Origin of the sequence: Pantoea sp. ICBG 828 (assembly GCF_002928355.1) — a bacterium.
Taxonomy (GTDB): Bacteria; Pseudomonadota; Gammaproteobacteria; order Enterobacterales; family Enterobacteriaceae; genus Pantoea; species Pantoea dispersa.
In genome coordinates this window covers 754,273-774,823 of record NZ_POWN01000001.1, presented here as the reverse complement: position 1 = coordinate 774,823, position 20,551 = coordinate 754,273, and the positions used below count along the sequence as shown (strand labels likewise).

17 protein-coding genes are annotated in these 20,551 nt (G+C 58.5%); 13 read left to right on the top strand and 4 right to left on the bottom strand.

Annotation, left to right across the window (positions count from 1 at the left end; genetic code table 11):
- Positions 1 to 16 precede the first annotated feature (16 nt).
- From mntR to C1Y43_RS03650, 8 genes are all read left to right on the top strand, one after another.
- On the top strand, positions 17 to 475 hold the full coding sequence (mntR, locus tag C1Y43_RS03685; protein ID WP_021508415.1) for a manganese-binding transcriptional regulator MntR: 459 nt from the start codon (positions 17 to 19) through the stop codon (positions 473 to 475).
- A 21-nt stretch (positions 476 to 496) separates the two neighbouring features.
- Positions 497 to 1,606: an SLC13 family permease gene (locus C1Y43_RS03680; RefSeq protein ID WP_058769512.1), complete on the top strand. Its 1,110-nt coding sequence runs from the start codon at positions 497 to 499 to the stop codon at positions 1,604 to 1,606.
- A gap of 182 nt (positions 1,607 to 1,788) precedes the next feature.
- Positions 1,789 to 2,916 carry an HlyD family secretion protein gene (locus C1Y43_RS03675; RefSeq protein ID WP_021508413.1) on the top strand — a complete coding sequence of 376 codons (1,128 nt, stop codon included), beginning with the start codon at positions 1,789 to 1,791 and terminating at the stop codon, positions 2,914 to 2,916.
- Positions 2,913 to 4,481, top strand: coding sequence for a DHA2 family efflux MFS transporter permease subunit (locus tag C1Y43_RS03670; protein ID WP_058757803.1), 1,569 nt, complete (start codon positions 2,913 to 2,915; stop codon positions 4,479 to 4,481). The genes C1Y43_RS03675 and C1Y43_RS03670 overlap by 4 nt, the downstream gene beginning before the upstream one ends.
- Position 4,482: 1 nt before the next feature.
- Positions 4,483 to 6,012, top strand: coding sequence for an efflux transporter outer membrane subunit (locus tag C1Y43_RS03665; protein WP_021508411.1), 1,530 nt, complete (start codon positions 4,483 to 4,485; stop codon positions 6,010 to 6,012).
- 243 nt (positions 6,013 to 6,255) lie between these two features.
- Positions 6,256 to 7,734 (top strand): sugar porter family MFS transporter, encoded by a 1,479-nt coding sequence (locus C1Y43_RS03660; protein ID WP_104187030.1) that lies wholly within the window; start codon positions 6,256 to 6,258, stop codon positions 7,732 to 7,734.
- Positions 7,735 to 8,162: 428 nt separating this feature from the next.
- Positions 8,163 to 8,564: an H-NS family nucleoid-associated regulatory protein gene (locus tag C1Y43_RS03655; RefSeq protein WP_021508409.1), complete on the top strand. Its 402-nt coding sequence runs from the start codon at positions 8,163 to 8,165 to the stop codon at positions 8,562 to 8,564.
- Positions 8,565 to 8,822: 258 nt separating this feature from the next.
- Positions 8,823 to 10,415 (top strand): ABC-F family ATPase, encoded by a 1,593-nt coding sequence (locus C1Y43_RS03650; RefSeq protein WP_104187028.1) that lies wholly within the window; start codon positions 8,823 to 8,825, stop codon positions 10,413 to 10,415.
- Positions 10,416 to 10,515: 100 nt separating this feature from the next.
- Here the strand turns inward: C1Y43_RS03650 and moeB are convergent, their stop codons facing one another.
- From moeB to C1Y43_RS03630, 4 genes are all read right to left on the bottom strand, one after another.
- Positions 10,516 to 11,277, bottom strand: coding sequence for a molybdopterin-synthase adenylyltransferase MoeB (gene moeB / locus C1Y43_RS03645; protein WP_104187027.1), 762 nt, complete (start codon positions 11,275 to 11,277; stop codon positions 10,516 to 10,518).
- Positions 11,277 to 12,512 (bottom strand): molybdopterin molybdotransferase MoeA, encoded by a 1,236-nt coding sequence (moeA, locus tag C1Y43_RS03640; RefSeq protein ID WP_276557053.1) that lies wholly within the window; start codon positions 12,510 to 12,512, stop codon positions 11,277 to 11,279. Before moeA ends, moeB begins: the two co-directional genes overlap by 1 nt.
- 169 nt (positions 12,513 to 12,681) lie before the next feature.
- Positions 12,682 to 12,987, bottom strand: coding sequence for a contact-dependent growth inhibition system immunity protein (locus C1Y43_RS03635; RefSeq protein WP_021508405.1), 306 nt, complete (start codon positions 12,985 to 12,987; stop codon positions 12,682 to 12,684).
- Positions 12,987 to 13,820: an RNase A-like domain-containing protein gene (locus tag C1Y43_RS03630; protein WP_104187024.1), complete on the bottom strand. Its 834-nt coding sequence runs from the start codon at positions 13,818 to 13,820 to the stop codon at positions 12,987 to 12,989. The genes C1Y43_RS03635 and C1Y43_RS03630 overlap by 1 nt, the downstream gene beginning before the upstream one ends.
- 321 nt (positions 13,821 to 14,141) lie before the next feature.
- Here C1Y43_RS03630 and C1Y43_RS03625 point away from each other — a divergent pair, with 321 nt between their 5' ends.
- From C1Y43_RS03625 to gsiD, 5 genes are all read left to right on the top strand, one after another.
- Positions 14,142 to 15,101: an isoaspartyl peptidase/L-asparaginase family protein gene (locus C1Y43_RS03625; protein ID WP_058769516.1), complete on the top strand. Its 960-nt coding sequence runs from the start codon at positions 14,142 to 14,144 to the stop codon at positions 15,099 to 15,101.
- A 9-nt stretch (positions 15,102 to 15,110) separates the two neighbouring features.
- Positions 15,111 to 16,967, top strand: coding sequence for a glutathione ABC transporter ATP-binding protein GsiA (gsiA, locus tag C1Y43_RS03620; RefSeq protein WP_104187022.1), 1,857 nt, complete (start codon positions 15,111 to 15,113; stop codon positions 16,965 to 16,967).
- A 64-nt stretch (positions 16,968 to 17,031) separates the two neighbouring features.
- Entirely contained in the window at positions 17,032 to 18,567 is a 1,536-nt protein-coding gene (gsiB, locus tag C1Y43_RS03615; protein WP_104187021.1) for a glutathione ABC transporter substrate-binding protein GsiB, read from the top strand.
- Positions 18,568 to 18,616: 49 nt separating this feature from the next.
- Positions 18,617 to 19,537, top strand: coding sequence for a glutathione ABC transporter permease GsiC (gsiC, locus tag C1Y43_RS03610; RefSeq protein ID WP_058769519.1), 921 nt, complete (start codon positions 18,617 to 18,619; stop codon positions 19,535 to 19,537).
- A 10-nt stretch (positions 19,538 to 19,547) separates the two neighbouring features.
- Positions 19,548 to 20,453 (top strand): glutathione ABC transporter permease GsiD, encoded by a 906-nt coding sequence (gene gsiD / locus C1Y43_RS03605; RefSeq protein WP_058757796.1) that lies wholly within the window; start codon positions 19,548 to 19,550, stop codon positions 20,451 to 20,453.
- Positions 20,454 to 20,551 lie beyond the last annotated feature (98 nt).

Here is a 20,551-nt window from a genome sequence, read left to right as displayed (position 1 = left end):
ATAAAGAGGAAGCTGAATGAGTCGTCGTGCGAAAAGCGCCACCCACATGCCCCAGGGGCCGCTGAAAGATATTGAGGAGCATGTCGAAGGATTTCGCCAGGTACGCGAAGCGCATCGCCGTGAGCTGATTGATGATTACGTTGAGTTAATCTCTGATTTAATTCGTGAATTTGGCGAGGCGCGCCAGGTCGACATGGCGGCACGCCTGGGCGTTTCGCAGCCGACCGTGGCCAAAATGCTGAAGCGTCTCAGTACCACCGGTCTGGTTGAGCAGGTGCCGTATCGCGGCGTGTTCCTCACCCCGGAAGGCGAGAAGCTGGCTGAAGCCAGCCGCGTGCGCCATCACATCGTTGAAACCTTTCTGCTGGCGCTGGGCGTCAGCCCGGAAACCGCCCGCCGGGATTCCGAAGGGCTCGAGCATCACGTCAGTGATGAAACCCTCGCCGTGTTCCAGAAATTTTACGAGAATCGCTAACTTACAAGGCCTTCTGCCATCATGCCCATCGTGCTTCGTTCCTTAATGCGTGACCGCGTTTTGCATTTACTGTTGCTGTTGGGCGTGATTCTGTTGCCGCTGGCGGATTACCGCTGGCCGCAGCTGCCCGCCGCCGTTGACTGGCACACCATCATGACGCTCACCGGTTTGCTGATGCTGACAAAAGGGCTGGAAAACAGCGGCTATTTTGATGTGCTCGGTGCGCGGCTGGCGCAGGGCTTCCAGCACGAACGCACGCTGGCGCTGTTTATGGTGTGTGCGGCGGCGCTGCTCTCGACCTTCCTGACCAATGATGTGGCGCTGTTTATCCTGGTGCCGCTCACGCTGACGCTGCGCAAGTTCTCGCGCCTGCCCATCTCAAGGCTGATCATCTTTGAAGCGCTGGCGGTCAATGCCGGCTCGTTGCTGACGCCGGTCGGCAACCCGCAAAATATCCTGCTGTGGAGCCACGGCACGCTCAGCGTGGCCGGTTTCATCGGTCAGATGGCACCGCTGGCGGCGATGCTGATGCTGACGCTGGTGGTGCTGACGTGGTTTAGCTTCCCGGCGCGCAGCATTGAGAAGCATGATGCACCGGGCAATCAGCAGTGGCAGAAACCGCTGTTTATCGTCAGCGTGCTGCTGTACGTGGTGTTTATCGTCGCGCTGGAGCTGAAACTCACCGGCTGGGCGCTGCTGCTGGTGGCGGGCTGTTTTCTGCTGATGGCGCGTCAGGTGCTGGCGACCATCGACTGGAGCCTGCTGCTGGTGTTCGTGGCGATGTTCATTGATGTCTTTTTACTGATGCACCTGCCGATTCTGCAGCCGCATTTTGCCGCCATCGGTCAGCTGGGCGAGGGCGGTATCTATCTGCTGGCGATTGGCCTGTCGCAGGTGATCAGCAACGTGCCGGCCACCATTCTGCTGTTACAAAAAGTCCCGCCTTCCGAGGTGCTGGCCTGGGCGGTGAATATCGGCGGCTTTGGCCTGCTGCCGGGATCGCTGGCCAACCTGATTGCGCTGCGCATGGCACAGGACGCCAAAGTGTGGTGGCGTTTCCATCTGTTTTCCCTGCCGATGCTTGCCTGGTCGATGCTGTGCGGCTGGCTGTTGTTACAGCTGCTGCGTTAACCCTGACCAACCTGTCCGCCTTTGCAAGACGCGCTGATTTATCAGCGCGTTAAGTGATGTGGCAGAAAATGCGTCGGATGTTAGCTTATGTAAAGTTACACTGGCATTTGTCAATTTCCCATCTAAGGTTAAGTTGACCGTTTCGCCCGGGGATCGGGATTACCAGCCAGTGATGACAAATTATGAGTGAAAACCACAATCCGCCATCCGCCGATGAGCAAAAAGACAACAACACGTCAGATTCCAGTCAGGATAACGAGCAATCACCCCGTAAACGCCCCGGCAAAAAGCCGCTGATCATTCTGGCGATTGTGGTGGTGATTATGCTGCTGGTGGGATTCTGGTTCTGGTTTAGCACGCGCAATATTGAAACCACCGACGATGCGTTCACCGAAGGCGATGCCGTGACCATCGCGCCCAAAGCGTCGGGCTACGTGGTGCAGCTGCTGGTAAAAGATAACCAGCGGGTGAAGAAGGGCGATCTGCTGGTGCTGATCGACCCGCGTGATAACGCCGCACAGCGCGATCAGGCCAAAGCACAGCTCGGTCTGGCGCAGGCGCAGCTGCATCAGGCGCAGGCGCAGCTGGCGCTGGCACGGGTGCAATATCCGGCGCAGCGCGATCAGGCGCTGGCCGACCAGGCGCGGGCGCAGGCCAATTTACTCAATGCGCAGGCGGATTACCGTCGTCAGCGCGGGGTTGACCCGCGCGCGACCTCGCAGCGCAATATCGATACCGCCGCCGCGCAGTTACGCTCGGCTGAAGCGCAGCTGCAAAGCGCCAAAGCGCAGGTCGAAGTGGCCTCGCAGGTGCAGTTGCAGATTCGCCAGCAGGAAACCAATGTTGAAGCGCGGCAGCAGCAGGTCGAGCAAGCCCGGGCTCAGCTCAACACTGCCGAGCTTAACCTCTCTTACACCGAAGTCCGCGCGCCGTATGACGGTTTCGTCACTAAACGCAACGTGCAGCCCGGTACGCTGGTACAGGCCGGCAGCGCGCTGTTTTCGCTGGTATCGCCGGATATCTGGATCACCGCCAACTTCAAAGAGTCGCAGCTGGCGCGCATGAATCCGGGCGATAAAGTGGAGATTGGCGTTGATGCCTGGCCGGACATGAAGCTGGAAGGGCACGTCGACAGCGTACAGATGGGCTCCGGCTCGCGCTTCTCTACCTTCCCGGCCGAGAACGCCACCGGTAACTACGTGAAGATTGTGCAACGCGTGCCGGTGAAAATTGTGATTGATAAAGGACTCGACCCGAATCATCCGCTGCCGCTTGGCCTGTCGGTTGAACCGAAGGTGACGGTGGAATGAGTGCGAGCGAAAGCTGGCGTCCGGCCAGCAATCCCTGGCTGGTTGCCATCACGGTAACGCTGGCGGTGTTCATGGAAATTCTGGACACCACCATCGTTAACGTCGCGCTGCCGCACATCGCCGGGTCGCTGTCATCCAGCTACGATGAATCCACCTGGGTACTGACCTCCTATCTGGTTGCCAACGGCATTGTGTTGCCGATATCGGCCTTTTTCAGCCGCCTGTTTGGGCGCAAGCAGTTCTTCCTGATCTGCATCGTGATGTTTACTATCTGCTCCTTCCTGTGCGGCATTGCCACCGAGCTGTGGCAAATCATTCTTTTCCGCGTACTGCAGGGCTTCTTCGGCGGCGGGCTGCAACCGGTGCAGCAGTCGGTGCTGCTGGATTACTTCAAGCCGGAAGATCGCGGTAAGGCTTTTGGCCTGTCATCGATTGCCATTATCGTCGCGCCGGTCATTGGCCCGACGCTCGGTGGCTGGATCACCGACAACTACAGCTGGCGCTGGGTGTTCTTTATTAATATTCCGGTGGGGATCCTCACGGTGCTGGCGATCTATCAGCTGCTGGAAGATCCGCCGTGGGAGCGCAAGTGGGCGAAGGGCCGGCTGAAAATCGACTATATCGGTATCAGCCTGATCACCCTGGGTCTCGGCTGTTTGCAGGTGTTCCTTGATCGCGGTGAAGATGAAGACTGGTTCGCTTCACACTTCATTCGCCTGTTTGCCATGCTGGCGGCCGTCGGCATCGTCGGTGCGGTTTACTGGCTGCTGTATGCACGCAAGCCAGTGGTGGATATCACGGTGATGAAGGATCGCAACTTCTGGGTGGCCGGTCTGCTGATGGCGGGCATGGCGATGATTCTTTATGGCAGCTCGGTGGTGTTACCGCAGCTGGCGCAGCAGGATCTCGGTTATACCGCCACCTGGTCCGGGCTGGTGCTGTCGCCCGGCGCGGTCCTGATCGTGCTCACCATCCCGCTGGTGCTGAAGCTGATGCCGATTGTGCAGACGCGCTACATCATCGCCTTTGGCTTTACCTGTCTGGCGCTGGCCTTCTTCTATTCCAGCACCCTGACGCCCAACGTGGATTTCACCACGCTGGTGCTGATGCGCAGCGCGCAGTCGATTGGCCTCGGCTTCCTGTTTGTGCCGCTCACCACCATTGCCTTTATCACCGTGCCGCAGCGCCTGAATGCGGATGCCTCCGCGCTGTTCACCATGTTCCGTAACGTGGCCGGTTCGATCGGCATCTCGCTGGCCACTGCCGGCATCACCGAACGTGAACAGGTGCGATCGGCCCACATGGTGCACAACATGTCGCCGCTCAATGAGCAGTTCAACCTCACGCTGCAGCACTGGGCGCAGGCGATTCGTGACTTTACCAGTGCGGTGGGCGATCCGCTGACGCTGGCCAGCGGTCAGCTCTATCAGGAGATGATTGCCCAGGCGCGTATTCTGGCTTACATCGACGTGTTCATGGGCCTGAGTATTGTCGCCGTGCTATTGATTCCTTTTTGTTGGTTGCTTTCGCCGATCAAGAGCGAAGGCAGTGCAGGAGCACATTAACATGATCACCTCTTCGCGCGTTACGCCGTCGCTGACGCTGCTGGCGCTGTCCATGCTGCTGGCGGGTTGTGCCGTCGGGCCCGATTATCAGCCGCCGCAGGCGCATACGCCCGGTAGCTACCGTGATTTGCCCTCTCAGGAAGCTTCAAAACCGCTGGCGTCCGCGACCAATCCTTCGTGGTGGAAAAGCTTTAACGACCCGCAGCTCGATAGCCTGATTGAGCGCGCCATCGCTGGCAACCTGACGCTGCAACAGTCGGTGCTGCGCATCGCCGGTGCGCGCGAACAGCTGGCGCAGGCGCGTGGCGGGCTGTTCCCGTCGCTTAACGGCTCGGCCAAAGTGACGCGTCAGCAGCTCGGCCTGAAAGGCATGCTGAAATCCAACGGGGTGTACGATCAGGTGGATGATGACGTGGCGGATCAGCTCAACGGTCTGACCCATTCGGTCACGCTGTATCAGGGCAGCTTTGACGCCAGCTGGGAACTGGATTTATGGGGCAAAGTACGACGCCAGATGGAGATGGCGGACGCGCAGCAGCAGGCGGCGATCGAGCAGCGTAACGATGCGCTGGTGTCGCTGGAAGCCGAGGTCGCGCGCGCGTATCTGCAGCTGCGCGGCGCGCAGGCGGTGCTGGCGACGCTGCAACAGCAGATTAACGTGGCGCAGCAAACCTGGGAGCTGACGCAAAGCCAGCAGCGTAACGGTCTGGCGCCGCTCACCGACGTTGAGAATGCCCGTGCGCAGCTGGCCTCCCTCAACGCGCAGCTGCCACAATATCAGGCCCAGGAACGTCAGGCGATGAACGGGCTGGCAGTGCTGCTGGGCAAAACGCCGGGCGCGCTGGATAACGAACTGATGAGCAGCAAAGCGCTGCCGGCGTTGCCGAAGCTGGTGGCGGTGGGCATTCCATCGACGCTGGCGCGCCGTCGTCCGGACATCCGCCAGGCTGAAGCGAATCTGCATGCGCAGACCGCCAATATCGGCGTATCGGTCGCGAACCTGTTCCCCAGCCTGTCGCTCACCGGGCAGCTGGGCGTGCGCAACACCGATGCCAGCTACCTTGACGACTGGAGCAGCCACTTCTTCAGCGTCGGCCCGGCGCTGTCGATCCCGATTTTTCAGGGCGGACGTCTGGTTTCCAGCGTGAAACTGGCGCGTGCGCAGCAGGCAAGCGCGGCGCTCGATTATCGCCAGACGGTACTGACGGCGCTGCAGGATGTGGAAAATGCGCTGGTCAGCTACCGCGCCGATCAGCAACAGGTTACCGCGCTGGATGAGACTACCGGCGCACTGCAGCGCGCCTTTGACCTCGCCAGTGACAGTTACAAACAGGGCATCTCCACCTTCCTTGAGGTGCTGGATGCCCAGCGCCAGCTGGCGCAGTCGCAGGCGCAATCGACGCAGGCGCGCATGCAAAGCGCGCTGGACCTGGTAGCGCTGTATAAAGCGCTGGGCGGCGGCTGGGAGCCGTATCAGCAGGTGACGCTGCCGGACTATGACGTCTTTGGTCCGGCCACCGCAGTCAATTAATCTGCCATCGCTGACCGCATTCACGGCGTGCGGTCAGCGCCTTCCTTGAAATAAATATTCTCCCTTCTGTTTGTTGTGCAAAATTTGCACTGACTTCTCTGCGCCCTGAATCAGGTTGTGTGATCATTATCTCAATTAAAGGCAAAGATAATGACCCGTGGCGCAAAATTTAAATTTCATATTTATTCATTGTGGTGGAAATAATCTATTTTAAGGCTTCTTATCTCAGGAAAGGAGTTGGTTATGTCCCGCGAAACCTGGATGACGCCCAATCCGGCATCAGGGCCAAACAGTAGCACGCGCACCGAGCCTTTTGTGAAAGTCATTGCGCTGATTGCCACCCTCGGTGGTTTGCTGTTTGGCTACGATACCGGCGTGATCTCCGGCGCACTGTTATTCATGGGCGACGATCTGCATCTCACCCCATTTACCACCGGGCTGGTGACCAGCAGTCTGCTGTTCGGCGCGGCGTTTGGCGCACTGGCTTCCGGTCACTTTGCCGCCGCGGTCGGGCGGAGAAAAATTATTCTGGTACTGGCGATTATTTTTGCACTCGGCGCGCTGGGTACCGCACTGGCACCTGATGTCAGCTGGATGATTTTCTTCCGCCTGGTCCTTGGCGTGGCCGTGGGCGGTGCGTCCGCCACCGTACCGGTGTATATCGCCGAAATGGCACCAGCCAACAAACGGGGTCAGCTGGTGACCATGCAGGAGCTGATGATCGTTTCCGGCCAGATGCTGGCCTATATGTCGAACGCCGGCTTTAACGCAGCCTGGGGGGGCGACACGACCTGGCGCTGGATGCTGGCGGTCGCCACGCTGCCGGCGGTGCTGCTGTGGTTCGGGATGATGTTTATGCCGGACACGCCGCGCTGGTATGCCATGAAAGGCCGTCTCGCTGAGGCGCGCAAGGTGCTGGAACGCACCCGCGCGCGCGAAGACGTTGAGTGGGAGATGATGGAGATCGAAGAGACGCTGTCGGACGAGCAACAGCAGCGTCCGCGTCTGCGGGAACTGCGCCAGCCGTGGCTGATCAAACTGTTCCTGATCGGTATCGGTATTGCCGCCATCCAGCAACTGACCGGCGTAAATACCATCATGTACTACGCGCCGACTATGCTGAAAGCGGTGGGGATGAGCAATGACGCTGCGCTGTTTGCCACCATTGCCAATGGCGCGGTCTCGGTATTAATGACCTTTGTGGGGATCTGGCTGCTGGGGCGCATCGGTCGCCGCACCATGACGATGATAGGTCAGTTTGGTTGTACCGCCTGTCTGGTGTTTATTGGCACCGTCAGTTACCTGATGCCGGAAACAGTTAACGGTCAGCCGGATATCTTACGCAGTTATATGGTGCTGCTGGGTATGCTGATGTTTCTGAGTTTCCAGCAGGGCGCGTTATCGCCGGTGACCTGGCTGCTGCTGTCAGAAATTTTCCCCACACGGTTACGCGGTATTTTTATGGGCGGCGCGGTATTTGCGTTGTGGATCGCCAATTTTCTTATTTCTCTGCTGTTCCCGGTTCTGCTGGCGTCGGTTGGCTTATCCGGCGCGTTCTTTATTTTCGCGCTGATTGGCATAGGCGGCGCGATTTTTGTTATTCGCTGGGTACCGGAAACACGCCATCGTTCGCTGGAGCAGATTGAACATTATTTGCACGACCGGCTGTCTGATGCGCCGGTGCTCCAGCTATTGCGACCGGCAGTGAAGAAAAGCGGATAACCACAGACATACGATTTTTGCATGATGGCCGGTTAACAACCGGCCTTTTTTTATTTATTTAATGGCAAAATGAGATATTGCTCGCATCTGTGACGCTAATGCCATCCGCGTTAAAAACGGATTTTACTTACACTATTAATGTTTTTTTACCTTTATGCTGACTACTGCCTCAGCGCACAATAAGTGCTAAGCGCTTGTTTCCTACGCGTGAATAAGCAATGAAATCGATTCCAGTCCAGCCGGTGGTACTGAACCGCTGATGTTAATTCACCGTTAATTCACGCCGCACATTGGGTTTAAACGCGCCTGACTGGAATAGGCTAATCCATTCGGATTAATCCGGTCTGCAAAATTAATTTATTTTTTTATTTGAATTGGGTAATCTTGCCACTACAGTTTATTTAACCCCCTTAAGCAAGGACATTGTGATGAGTGACGCATTTAAAGTTCTGAACAACATTCGCACATTACGTGCACAGGCTCGTGAACTACCACTGAGCGATCTGGAAGAAATTCTGGAAAAATTAACCGTCGTGGTAACTGAGCGCCGCGACGAAGTTGAAGCGGAAGAAGCGCAGAACCGCGAAAAAGAAGAGAAGCTGTCTAAATACCGCGAAATGCTGCTGGCAGACGGTATCGACCCGAACGAATTACTGGGTGCACTGGAAACCGGTAAAAAACGCGCCAAGCGTGCGCCGCGTCCGGCGAAATATTCTTACACCGACGAAAACGGTGAAGAGAAATCATGGACCGGTCAGGGCCGTACCCCAGCTGCGATTAAAAAAGCGCTGGATGCAGGTAAAAGCCTCGACAGCTTCCTGATCAAATAATCTGCACAATCCTTGTAAGCGGGAGCCGGGGGCGTCAGCGTCTCCGGCTTTTTTATTGGCCTCGCTCCGGGCACGGGCGGCGGCTCATTTCCCGCGCCGTGGATAACCTGTCCGGCGCGGTCGCAATTATTTTACCTCTGGCAACAAGGTGTTCTCCGCCTTGCCTCTGCGTATCCGGGTGCAGAGGTGGCTCATCCAGGCCGCTTCTGGCATAATGCCCGCTGTTTTTTCCTCCACTGCGTAACAAAGGTCAATGCCGTGTTAGTTTCCAGCAATATCACTATGCAGTTCGGCAGTAAGCCACTGTTTGAGAATATCTCCGTTAAATTTGGCGGCGGTAATCGTTACGGTTTAATCGGTGCGAACGGCAGCGGTAAATCGACCTTCATGAAAATACTGGGCGGCGACCTGGTTCCGACTAACGGAAATGTTTCCCTCGACCCCAATGAGCGCATCGGTAAGCTTCGCCAGGATCAGTTTGCTTTCGAGCAATATAGCGTGCTGGATACCGTGATTATGGGTCACCAGGAATTGTGGGCGGTGAAGCAGGAGCGCGATCGCATATATGCCTTGCCGGAAATGAGCGAAGAGGAAGGCTATAAAGTCGCCGACCTTGAGGTCGCCTACGGTGAAATGGACGGTTACAGTGCAGAATCGCGCGCCGGGGAATTATTACTCGGCGTGGGCATTCCGGTGGAGCAGCATTACGGTCCGATGAGTGAAATTGCCCCAGGCTGGAAATTGCGTGTGCTGCTGGCGCAGGCGTTATTTGCCAACCCGGATATTTTGTTACTCGATGAACCAACCAACAACCTGGATATTGATACCATCCGCTGGCTGGAACAGGTGCTGAACGAACGTGACAGCACCATGATCATCATTTCGCATGACCGTCACTTCCTGAATATGGTGTGCACGCACATGGCGGATCTCGATTACGGCGAGCTGCGCGTTTATCCGGGTAATTATGACGAATATATGACTGCGGCGACCCAGGCGCGCGAGCGTTTATTAGCGGATAACGCCAAGAAGAAAGCGCAAATTGCCGATCTGCAATCCTTCGTTAGCCGCTTTAGCGCCAACGCCTCAAAATCGCGTCAGGCCACTTCGCGCGCGAAGCAGATTGATAAAATCAAACTGGATGAGGTAAAAGCCTCCAGCCGTCAGAACCCGTATATTCGTTTCGAGCAGGATAAAAAGCTGTTCCGTAATGCGCTGGAAGTGGAAGCGCTGAGCAAAGGATTTGATAACGGCCCGCTGTTTAAAAATCTTAACCTGCTGCTGGAAGTGGGTGAGAAACTGGCCATCCTCGGCGCCAACGGTATTGGTAAATCCACGCTGCTGAAAACGCTGGTCGGCGAACTGCAGCCGGATAGCGGCACGGTGAAATGGTCGGAGAATGCGCGCATTGGTTACTACGCGCAGGATCACGCCGAAGATTTTGCTGACGACCTGAGCGTGTTCGACTGGATGAGCCAGTGGAAGCAGGAAGGCGACGACGAACAGGCGGTGCGCAGTATTCTTGGTCGTCTGCTGTTCAGCCACGACGACATCAAGAAGCCAGCGAAAGTGCTGTCCGGTGGTGAGAAGGGCCGCATGCTGTTTGGCAAGCTGATGATGCAGAAGCCAAACATCCTGGTGATGGACGAACCGACCAACCACCTGGATATGGAGTCGATCGAGTCACTGAACATGGCGCTGGAGATGTACGAAGGCACGCTGATTTTCGTCTCGCACGACCGTGAGTTCGTCAGCTCGCTGGCGACGCGCGTGATCGAGATGAAAGGCGATCGCATCGTTGACTTCACCGGCAACTACGAAGATTACCTGCGCAGCCAGGGCATCGTCTAACGGCGTAGCCGTTTAGCAGCCGCCCTCATCAGCGGCGCAACTTATCGCCTGATAAATTGCGCCGCTCAGCAATACCTGACGCTTATGTCACGCCCTGACGTTATTCCTCACGCTGGCCACACACTTCACATTGCGCATCCTGCGCCACTTTCAGGCTACGAAACTCGGCGCTCATCGCATCGTACATCAGCAGTCGCGTGCTGGCCGGCTGGCCAAAGGCGCTCAGCACCTTCAGCGTTTCCATCGCCTGCATCGCACCTACCACGCCGACCAGCGGAGCCATTACGCCGGCTTCGACACAGCTCAGCGTCTGCTCGCCGAACAGGCGGCTGATGCAGCGGTAGCAGGGCTCGCCGGGCTGCCAGGTAAACACGCTGAGCTGGCCTTCCATGCGGATGGCGGCGCCGGAGATCAGCGGCACCCGATGCTGAAAACATCCGCGGTTCACCTGTTCGCGCGTGGTGACATTGTCGCTGCAGTCCAGCACCGCATCGTGACGCGCGATCAGTTCGCCGAGCGCGGCTTCATCCAGCTGCGCATCGATCGGCTCCAGCGTGCAGTGCGGATTGAGTGCCGCCAGCTGCTGACGGGCCGAGGCGACTTTTGCCATGCCGATGCGCGCATCGTTGTGCAGGATCTGGCGTTGCAGATTACTCAGGCTGACGCGATCGAAATCCAGCAGCGTCAGATGGCCGACGCCGGCGGCGGCAAGATAGGGCGCGGCGGCACAGCCCAGTCCGCCCAGGCCAACGATAAGCACCCGTGAGGCTTTTAGCCGTTCCTGGCCGTCGAAATCGAAGCCGCGCAGCACAATCTGCCGGTTGTAGCGCAGCATCTCTTCATCGCTCAGCTCTGTGTGCATTAGCCCTCCAGCAGGCTGTTGAAGGCCTCGACATCAACCCATTCGCCCGGCTCAACGTCACCGCGATCGCGCTCCAGCACAATAAAGCAGTCGGCCAGCGCAAAGGAACTGAACACGTGCGAGCCCTGCGCACCGGTGCTGCGCACTTCCAGTACGCCATCATCGCCGCGACTGAGGATGCCGCGCTGAAAATCGAGCCGGCCCGGCGCTTTCTTCAGACGCTGCGTTGCGCGCGCGCGCTGGCGCAGCGGCATGATGCGCGTGGTCTGGCCGGTCAGCGTGGCCAGCAGCGGCTGCACCAGCTGATAGAAGGTCACGGCCGCCGACACCGGATTGCCAGGCAACCCGCAGAACCAGCTGTTGGCCAGACGGCCAAAGGCAAACGGCTTGCCGGGTTTGATCGCCAGTTTCCAGAAGGTAATCGCGCCCAGCTCTTCGAGCATCGCTTTGGTGAAATCCGCCTCGCCCACTGAAACGCCGCCGGTGCTGATCACCACATCGGCCTGGCGATCGGCTTCGCTGAAGGCCTGGCGCAGCTTCGCGGGATCATCAGCGATCACGCCAAGGTCGATCACCTCGCAGCCAAGTTTGCGCAGCATCAGCGCCACGGTGAAGCGGTTGGTGTCATAAATCTGGCCCTCAGCCAGCGGCTGGCCGACCGCCTGCAGTTCGTCACCGGTGGAGAAAATGGCCACGCGCAGCTTACGCAGCACGCTGACCTCCGCAATACCCAGCGACGCCAGCAGCGGCAGCTCGGCGGCACCGAGCCGCACGCCGGCATCCAGTACCTGCTTACCGGCCTGAATATCTTCCCCGATGCGGCGAATATTTTGCCCGGCACGCACTGGCGCGGTGATAACAATGCCGCCGTCACGCGGTTCGGTTTGCTCCTGCATCACCACGGCGTCGCAGCCGGCGGGGACTGGTGCGCCAGTCATGATGCGAATCACGCTGCCGGCTGGCCACTCGCCATCAAACGAGGCGCCGGCAAACGCTTTGCCCGCTACCGGCAGCACGCGGTCAGCGGACAGGTCGCTCAGGCGCAGCGCGTAGCCGTCCATCGCGGAGTTATCGAACGGCGGCACGTCCAGCGGCGAAATCACCGGCTTCGCGGTAATGCGCCCGGCGGCATCGGCCAGCGCGACACTCAGGCAATCGCTAATCGGTTGCAGCTGCTGCAGCATTTTCTGCTGCGCGTCTTCAAGGGAAATCAGTCCGGCGGTAAAAGGTTCCATGTCCATCTCTGTAGGGTTAAAGGCGAATGCTGCCTATTATGGTGGCTGTTGTCGGCTGAGTCACATGCGAGATCAAAGGGAATGGAAATTAGTGCGCGGTGACGAATCCGCCGGCGAACATGATTTGTTCAGACTGAGAGTGATAGTCATGTTAACAACCGTGCTGAAGTTATGATGTGAGTGCGGCAGATACTTTCTTATGCACCAGTGACAGAAACGCGCCCGCAGTGGTATCCCAGTTGGCCGGAACAAACTCTCTTTTATAGCGGTCACGGAAATCAGATTCGACGTCATCGCACTCTGCCAGAAACAGCTCGATGTCTGCCAGCATGGCGTGCAGGTTTCCTTTATGCGCTTCTCTGATATACGCCTCGATTTTGGGCTCGATCTCATCACCCGGCTCAAACAAGTCATAATCCTGCCCAAACCAGATGCCAATAAAATTATCCAGTTCACTGATACTGATACGGTCCATCATAACTCCGGGAAAGCGGTAATGATAAAGTAAGGTTTGCCGTTGTAGGGCTTAAAATCCAGTATGACGCGAACGGCGTAGCAGGTCTCAACCTCTTCACGCCCTTTACTCACGACTATACCAACCGGATGTGAAAAACGCCGACTCAGGCGCATACGGGCTTGCAAGCCTGGAGGGATATTTTTCACCCACATCTGAATTTGATGCTTATTATCTGCCAGCACCTTACTGATCAGTGCTTCCGCCTCGCTCAGAGACTTAAAGCTACTGGCCTCATCGAGACGAGGCCGGTTACGAAGCCTCTCCCGCAGCTCATCCGGCGTTTTGCCGATATGTCGCTCAATCGTGTGCCCACCGGGTGCTCGCCCTGAAAGCGACTCATGCTCGGCGATTTTGACCCGCCCGGCACGCACCGCGATGACGCGCTCTGCTCCGGCTGCAAAGGCAAATGCCATTGGAATGGCGATATCTACCGTCAGGCCGACATTCATGGCGGTCTGACGGTCAGCGCCGAGCGATTCTGCGAGTGCCACGGCCGAATTAAACGTGTCGGTAGCGACCTGTTTGCCAGTCCATACCTGGCGCAGGCTGGCCTGAAGCGTGTCGAGACTGTGAGTGCCGACAAAGACGCAGCCAGCTTTGGTCAGCAAGGTGGGCTCAGGCACGACGCACAGTGCGCCAGCACCAAAAAGCTCAATCACCCCGCCAGCGAGCCCGAGCCCTCCAAAAATGCGGTTGCTGGTCGTTTCACCCTCGCTGACGCTGCGATCTGAAAGGACGGCAGCCAACTGCACCGGGGAGAGTGCAATCCTTACCCCTTTTTCATCTTCCACTGAATATTCCTTTTCATGAATGGGCCTTTAACTTACCCGATTTTTAACCGGCACTGAAGCCACATAAAAAGTAAGGGCAAAGAGGTTGTTCACTGCCTTGCCGGTGCCAGACGTAAGCGCGCCAGCCATAATATTAAAGCTGGTGCGTTTTCTCCCTTAATTCACAAAAAAGCATAATCCACATTAAAAGGTTATGACCGCTGATACACTTTCTGCTTTACAAGCAGGGAGGGGCTTTCTATAGTCGAAAATTGCCAAAAAAAGATGAAAACCATTCTAAATCAGTGTTTTTGGCTCTGATTCCTTGACAGGGTAACGGTTATGGCTAAAGCAGTTATCGCAATTCACGGCGGCGCCGGCGCGATTACGCGTGCGGCAATGAGCGCCGAAAAAGAGCAGCACTATCGTCAGCAACTGGCCGCGATTGTCAGCGCCGGCCAGCAGATTCTGGCCAGCGGCGGTAGCGCGCTGGATGCCGTGACCGAAGCGGTGCGGCTGCTGGAAGAGTGTCCGCTGTTCAATGCCGGCAGAGGGGCCGTGTTCACCCATCAGGGCACCCATGAACTGGATGCCAGCCTGATGGATGGCCGTACGCTGGATATCGGCGCCGTCGCTGGCGTCAGCCGGATCCGCAATCCGATTCTTGCCGCGCGTAAAGTGCTGGAAGCCAGTCCGCACGTGCTCTTCATTGGCAGTGGGGCGGAAGCCTTTGCCGCGCAACAGGGGCTGACGCCGGTCGAGCCTGATTTCTTCTCGACGCCAGAACGCTGGGAGCAACTGCAGCGCGCGCTGGGCAGCGAACAAATGCTGCTGGATCATGATGGCGCGGCGCAGGGGAGCGATCCACTGGACCCGGATCGCAAATTTGGCACCGTGGGCGCGGTGGCGCTCGATTTGCAGGGGAATCTGGCGGCCGCCACCTCCACCGGCGGCATGACCAACAAGCAGGCGGGCCGCGTCGGCGATTCACCGCTGGCGGGCGCCGGCTGCTATGCCAACAACGCCACCGTGGCAGTCTCCTGTACCGGTACCGGCGAAGTGTTTATTCGTACGCTGGCGGCTTACGATGTCTCAGCGCAGATGGAATATGGCGGTCGTTCGCTGCAACAGGCCACCGCCAGCGTGATTCATGACAAAGTGCAGGAGCTGGAGGGTAGCGGCGGGCTGATAGCCGTTGATGCCCACGGCAACGTGGCGCTGCCGTTTAATAGCGAAGGCATGTATCGCGGATTCGCTTATGTGGGCGGCGAGGTTGAGGTGGCGATTTACCGCGACAGCTAAGGAGCAGGCATGACGGATCTACAGCAGCAGTTTGCGCCGCAGCAGGTGCTGGCGGTACGCGACCTCTGCGTGCGCTTTGAGCATGAAGGGCGCGTGACGGACGCCGTGCGGCAGCTTTCACTCGATCTGCACCGTGGAGAAACGCTGGCGCTGGTGGGCGAATCGGGCTCGGGCAAATCGGTGACGTCGCTGGCGCTGATGCGTCTGATTGCACAGGCCGGCGGCGCGGTCAGCGGTGAAATCCTGCTGCGGCGGCGCAACGGCGAGGTGCTGGATGTGATGCGGGCGTCCGCCAGCCAGATGCGCCGGGTGCGCGGTGCGGACATGGCGATGATCTTTCAGGAGCCGATGACGTCGCTCAACCCGGTGTTCACCGTCGGTGAACAGATCGCCGAATCTATTCGTTTGCATCAGGGGAAAAGTCACCAGCAGGCGCAGGCCGAAGCGCGACGCATGCTGGATCTGGTGCGCATTCCGGAAGCGCACAATGTGCTGTCGCGCTATCCGCATCAGCTCTCTGGCGGTATGCGCCAGCGCGTGATGATCGCCATGGCGCTGTCGTGCAAGCCGGCGCTGCTGATTGCCGATGAGCCGACCACCGCGCTGGATGTCACCATCCAGGCGCAGATTCTGCAGCTGATTCGCGTGCTGCAAAAAGAGATGCAGATGGGCGTCATCTTTATTACCCATGATATGGGCGTGGTGGCGGAGATGGCCGATCGCGTGCAGGTGATGTATCGCGGCGATGTGGTTGAACGCGCGCCAGTGCAGCAGCTTTTCGACGCGCCGCAGCAGCCGTATACCCGCGCGCTGCTGGCGGCCGTGCCAAAGCTCGGGGCGATGAGCGGCCAGCCGCTGCCGGCGAAGTTTCCGCTACTGCATACCAACGGCCGCGAAGAAGCCAGCACGCCGCAGGATACCGTGCGTCACGATCGTCCGCCGATTTTACAGGTGCGCGATCTGGTTACTCGCTTTGATATTCGCGGCGGGCTGCTCAATCGGGTGAAGCGTCGCGTCCACGCGGTGGAAAAAGTCAGTTTCGATCTTTATGCAGGCGAAACCCTCGCGCTGGTGGGCGAGTCCGGCTGCGGCAAATCCACCACCGGACGCTCGCTGCTGCGGCTGGTCGCCAGCCAGGGCGGCAGCATCACCTTTGACGGCCAGCGCATTGATGCACTGCAGGGCAGGGCGCTGGCCACGCTGCGCCGCGATATTCAGTTTATCTTTCAGGATCCGTATGCGTCGCTCGATCCGCGCCTTACCGTCGGCTTTTCAATTATGGAGCCGCTGCTGGTGCATCGCAGCATGGGGCGCGCGCAGGCAGAGAAACGCGTCGCCTGGCTGCTGGAACGCGTCGGTCTGCTACCCGAACACGCGCAGCGCTACCCGCACGAGTTTTCTGGCGGTCAGCGCCAGCGTATCTGCATCGCACGCGCGCTGGCGCTCAATCCTAAAGTGGTGATCGCCGACGAGTCCGTCTCCGCGCTGGATGTGTCGATTCAGGCGCAGATCATCAATCTGATGCTGGATTTACAGCGTGAATTTGGCATCGCCTTCCTGTTTATTTCCCACGACATGGCGGTGGTGGAGCGCATCAGCCATCGCGTGGCGGTGATGTATCTCGGACAGATTGTGGAGATGGGGCCGCGTCAGGCGGTATTCGAACAGCCGCGCCATCCTTATACCAGAAAACTGATGGCCGCGGTGCCGGTGGCCGATCCGGCGCATCGGCACCGCGAGCGGGCGCTGATGGTCGATGAGATCCCCAGCCCGATTCGCCCGCTGGGTGATGAGCCGGAAGTGGCACCGTTACTGGAAGTGGCGCCGGGCCATTTTGTCGCCCGCCATGCCATTAGCGGCGCCTGAGCAGCAACCAACCGCGCCCTCTGTGCAGGGCGCGCAAGACAGGGACTACAGGAGAACGATAACGATGCACCATATCATGCGAAAAGGGGTCATCACTGCCGGGTTGTTGAGTTCGGCGCTGGCGCTGCCCGCCTGGGCGGCCAAAGATGCGGTGATTGCCGTGGCGTCGACCTTCACCACGCTGGATCCGTACGACGCCAACGACACGCTGTCGCAGGCGGTGGCCAAGTCTTTCTATCAGGGCCTGTTCGGCTTCGATAAAGACATGAAGCTGGTCAACGTGCTGGCCGAAAGCTATCAGGCCAGCAGCGATGGGCTGACTTACACCATCAAACTGCGTCCGGGCGTGAAATTCCAGGATGGCACGGATTTCAATGCCGAAGCGGTGAAGGTCAACCTCGACCGCGCCAGCAATCCGGACAACCATCTCAAGCGCTATAACCTGTTTAAATATATCGCCACTACCGAAGTGGTCGATCCGTCCACGGTGAAAATTACCCTGAAGCAGCCGTTCTCAGCGTTTATCAACAATCTGGCGCACCCGGCTGCGGTGATGATCTCGCCAACCGCGCTGAAAAAATATGGCAAGGACATCGGTTTCCATCCGGTAGGCACCGGACCTTACGTCTTTGACACCTGGAACCAGACCGACTTTGTCAAAGTGAAGAAATGGTCGGGCTACTGGAAGCCGGGCTATCCGAAGCTCGACAGCATTACCTGGCGTCCGGTAGTGGATAACAACACCCGCGCGGCGATGCTGCAAACCGGCGAGGCCAGCTTTGCCTTCCCGGTGCCGTTAGAGCAGGCCAAACTGTTGCAGGGCAATAGCAAGCTGGATGTGGTGACCACACCATCGATCATGCAGCGTTACATCAGCCTCAACGTGACACAAAAGCCGTTCGATAACCCGAAAGTGCGCGAAGCGCTGGAGTACGCCATCAATCGCCAGGCGCTGGCGAAAGTGGCCTTTGCCGGTTACGCCACGCCAGCCACCGGCATCGTGCCGCCGCGCATTGATTTTGCCCAGAGCTATCCGGCCATCAAATACGATCCGGCCAAAGCGCGCGAGTTGCTGAAGGAAGCGGGCTACCCGAACGGTTTCGAAACCACGCTGTGGTCATCGCATAACCACAGCACCGCGCAGAAAGTGCTGCAGTTCACCCAGCAGCAGCTGGCGCAGGTAGGCGTGAAGGTAAAAGTCACGGCGATGGATGCCGGCCAGCGCGCGGCGGAAGTAGAGAGTAAAGGGCAGAAAGAGAGCGGGGTGCGCATGTTCTACACCGGCTGGTCAGCCTCCACCGGCGAAGCCGACTGGGCGCTGACGCCGCTGTTCGCCACCAGCTCGTGGCCACCGGCGATCTTCAACACCGCGTTCTACAGCAACCCGCAGGTGGATAAAGACCTGGCGGATGCGCTGAAGACCACCGATCGCGACCAGAAAGCCAGACTGTATAAAGACGCGCAGGACCGCATCTGGAACGATCACCCGTGGATTCCGCTGGTGGTGGAGCAGCTGCTGTCTGCGAACAATAAAAACCTGACCGGTTTTTACGTCATGCCCGATACCTCATTCAATTTTGATGAGGCGGATCTGAAGTAACAGACGCGGCCAGCCTTACGGGGCTGGCCGATGCTGCGCGGGATTTCGCATGCTCAACTATTTTCTTAAACGCCTGCTCGGGCTGATTCCCACGCTGCTGATTGTCGCAGTGCTGGTGTTCCTGTTCGTGCATCTGCTGCCGGGCGACCCGGCGCGCCTGATTGCCGGACCGGAAGCGGATGCCTCAGTGGTGGCGCTGGTGCGTCAGGAGCTGGGGCTCGATCAGCCGCTGATTCAGCAGTTCTGGCACTTTATCCTCAATGCTTTACAGGGTGATTTTGGTCAGTCGATGGTGTCAAAGCGGCCGGTCTCTGCCGAAATTGCCGCGCGCTTTTTTCCTACGCTGTGGCTGACGCTGAGCAGCATGGTGTGGGCGGTACTGTTTGGCATGGCGATCGGCATCGTTTCGGCGGTATGGCGCAATCGCTGGCCGGACCGCATCGGCATGACGCTGGCGGTTTCCGGCATCTCCTTCCCGGCGTTTGCGCTGGGCATGCTGCTGATGCAGGTCTTTTCGGTCGAGCTCGGCTGGTTGCCAACGGTGGGCGCCGACAGCTGGCAGCACTACATTCTGCCGTCAATTACGCTCGGTGCCGCCGTGGCCGCGGTGATGGCGCGCTTTACCCGCGCTTCGTTCGTTGAGGTGATGCAGGAAGATTATATGCGCACCGCGCGTGCCAAAGGGGTGCGCGAATCGCTGGTGGTGGTCAAACACGGGCTGCGCAATGCCATGATTCCGGTGGTCACCATGATGGGGCTGCAGTTCGGCTTTCTGCTCGGCGGCTCGATTGTGGTGGAAGTGGTGTTTAACTGGCCCGGACTGGGCCGTCTGCTGGTGGATTCGGTGGAGATGCGCGATTACCCGGTGATTCAGGCCGAGGTGCTGCTGTTCTCGCTGGAGTTCATTCTGATTAACCTGATCGTCGATATGCTTTACGCGGCGATCAACCCGGCTATTCGCTACAGGTAAGGAGTCGCAATTGAAGAACTGGCGACGCGAGGCGGCACTGAAATCCCTGCCGCTGATGACGGAAAACCGGGTTCGCACGCCGTGGCGTGAATTCTGGCGGCGCTTTCGCCGTCAGCATGTGGCGCTGCTGGCGGGCGCATTTGTGCTGCTGCTGATTGTGGTGGCGTTTATCGCCCCGTGGATCGCCCCGTTTGATGCCGAAAACTATTTTGACTACGACCGGCTCAACGAAGGTCCGTCGTGGATGCATTTGTTTGGCGTCGATTCACTTGGACGCGATATCTTCAGTCGGGTGCTGGTCGGGACGCGCATTTCGCTGATCGCCGGCTTCTTCTCGGTGGCGATTGGCACGGTGATCGGCACCGTGCTGGGGCTGCTGGCGGGCTATTACGAAGGCTGGTGGGATCGCATCACCATGCGCATCTGCGATGTGTTGTTTGCGTTTCCCGGCATTCTGCTGGCGATCGCGGTGGTGGCGATCATGGGCAGTGGCATGAGCAACGTGATTGTGGCAGTGGCGATTTTTAGTATTCCGGCATTTGCCCGTCTGGTGCGTGGCAATACGCTGGTGCTGAAACATCAGACCTATATCGAGTCGGCGCGCAGTATTGGTGCCTCCGACTGGACCATTATCATGCGTCACATTTTGCCCGGTACGGTGTCGTCGATTGTGGTTTATTTCACCATGCGTATCGGTACCTCGATCATCACCGCCGCCAGCCTGTCTTTTCTCGGCCTGGGCGCACAGCCGCCGACGCCGGAGTGGGGCGCGATGCTCAACGAAGCGCGCGCCGATATGGTGATTGCACCGCACGTGGCGATCTTCCCCAGCCTGGCGATTTTTCTCACCGTGCTGGCGTTCAACCTGCTGGGCGACGGTCTGCGCGACGCGCTGGACCCGAAACTGAAGAGCTGAGGGTGAACACCGCATTGCAGTTGTAGCGGTGCGATTCATCGCGCAATAAATTGCGCCGCTACGATAAGTGCAATGCCTGGCGCATGACCCTTATTCAG

What these genes read in the sequence shown, in the direction of transcription:
- gsiB (WP_104187021.1), top strand. Translation starts at nt 17,032, where the DNA reads ATGCACCATATCATGCGAAAAGGGGTCATCACTGCCGGGTTGTTGAGT.
- C1Y43_RS03665 (WP_021508411.1), top strand. Translation starts at nt 4,483, where the DNA reads ATGATCACCTCTTCGCGCGTTACGCCGTCGCTGACGCTGCTGGCGCTG.
- moeB (WP_104187027.1), bottom strand. Translation starts at nt 11,277, where the DNA reads ATGCACACAGAGCTGAGCGATGAAGAGATGCTGCGCTACAACCGGCAG.
- C1Y43_RS03655 (WP_021508409.1), top strand. Translation starts at nt 8,163, where the DNA reads ATGAGTGACGCATTTAAAGTTCTGAACAACATTCGCACATTACGTGCA.
- C1Y43_RS03680 (WP_058769512.1), top strand. Translation starts at nt 497, where the DNA reads ATGCCCATCGTGCTTCGTTCCTTAATGCGTGACCGCGTTTTGCATTTA.
- C1Y43_RS03675 (WP_021508413.1), top strand. Translation starts at nt 1,789, where the DNA reads ATGAGTGAAAACCACAATCCGCCATCCGCCGATGAGCAAAAAGACAAC.
- C1Y43_RS03635 (WP_021508405.1), bottom strand. Translation starts at nt 12,987, where the DNA reads ATGGACCGTATCAGTATCAGTGAACTGGATAATTTTATTGGCATCTGG.
- C1Y43_RS03670 (WP_058757803.1), top strand. Translation starts at nt 2,913, where the DNA reads ATGAGTGCGAGCGAAAGCTGGCGTCCGGCCAGCAATCCCTGGCTGGTT.
- C1Y43_RS03625 (WP_058769516.1), top strand. Translation starts at nt 14,142, where the DNA reads ATGGCTAAAGCAGTTATCGCAATTCACGGCGGCGCCGGCGCGATTACG.
- mntR (WP_021508415.1), top strand. Translation starts at nt 17, where the DNA reads ATGAGTCGTCGTGCGAAAAGCGCCACCCACATGCCCCAGGGGCCGCTG.
- moeA (WP_276557053.1), bottom strand. Translation starts at nt 12,512, where the DNA reads ATGGAACCTTTTACCGCCGGACTGATTTCCCTTGAAGACGCGCAGCAG.
- gsiC (WP_058769519.1), top strand. Translation starts at nt 18,617, where the DNA reads ATGCTCAACTATTTTCTTAAACGCCTGCTCGGGCTGATTCCCACGCTG.
- gsiA (WP_104187022.1), top strand. Translation starts at nt 15,111, where the DNA reads ATGACGGATCTACAGCAGCAGTTTGCGCCGCAGCAGGTGCTGGCGGTA.
- C1Y43_RS03660 (WP_104187030.1), top strand. Translation starts at nt 6,256, where the DNA reads ATGTCCCGCGAAACCTGGATGACGCCCAATCCGGCATCAGGGCCAAAC.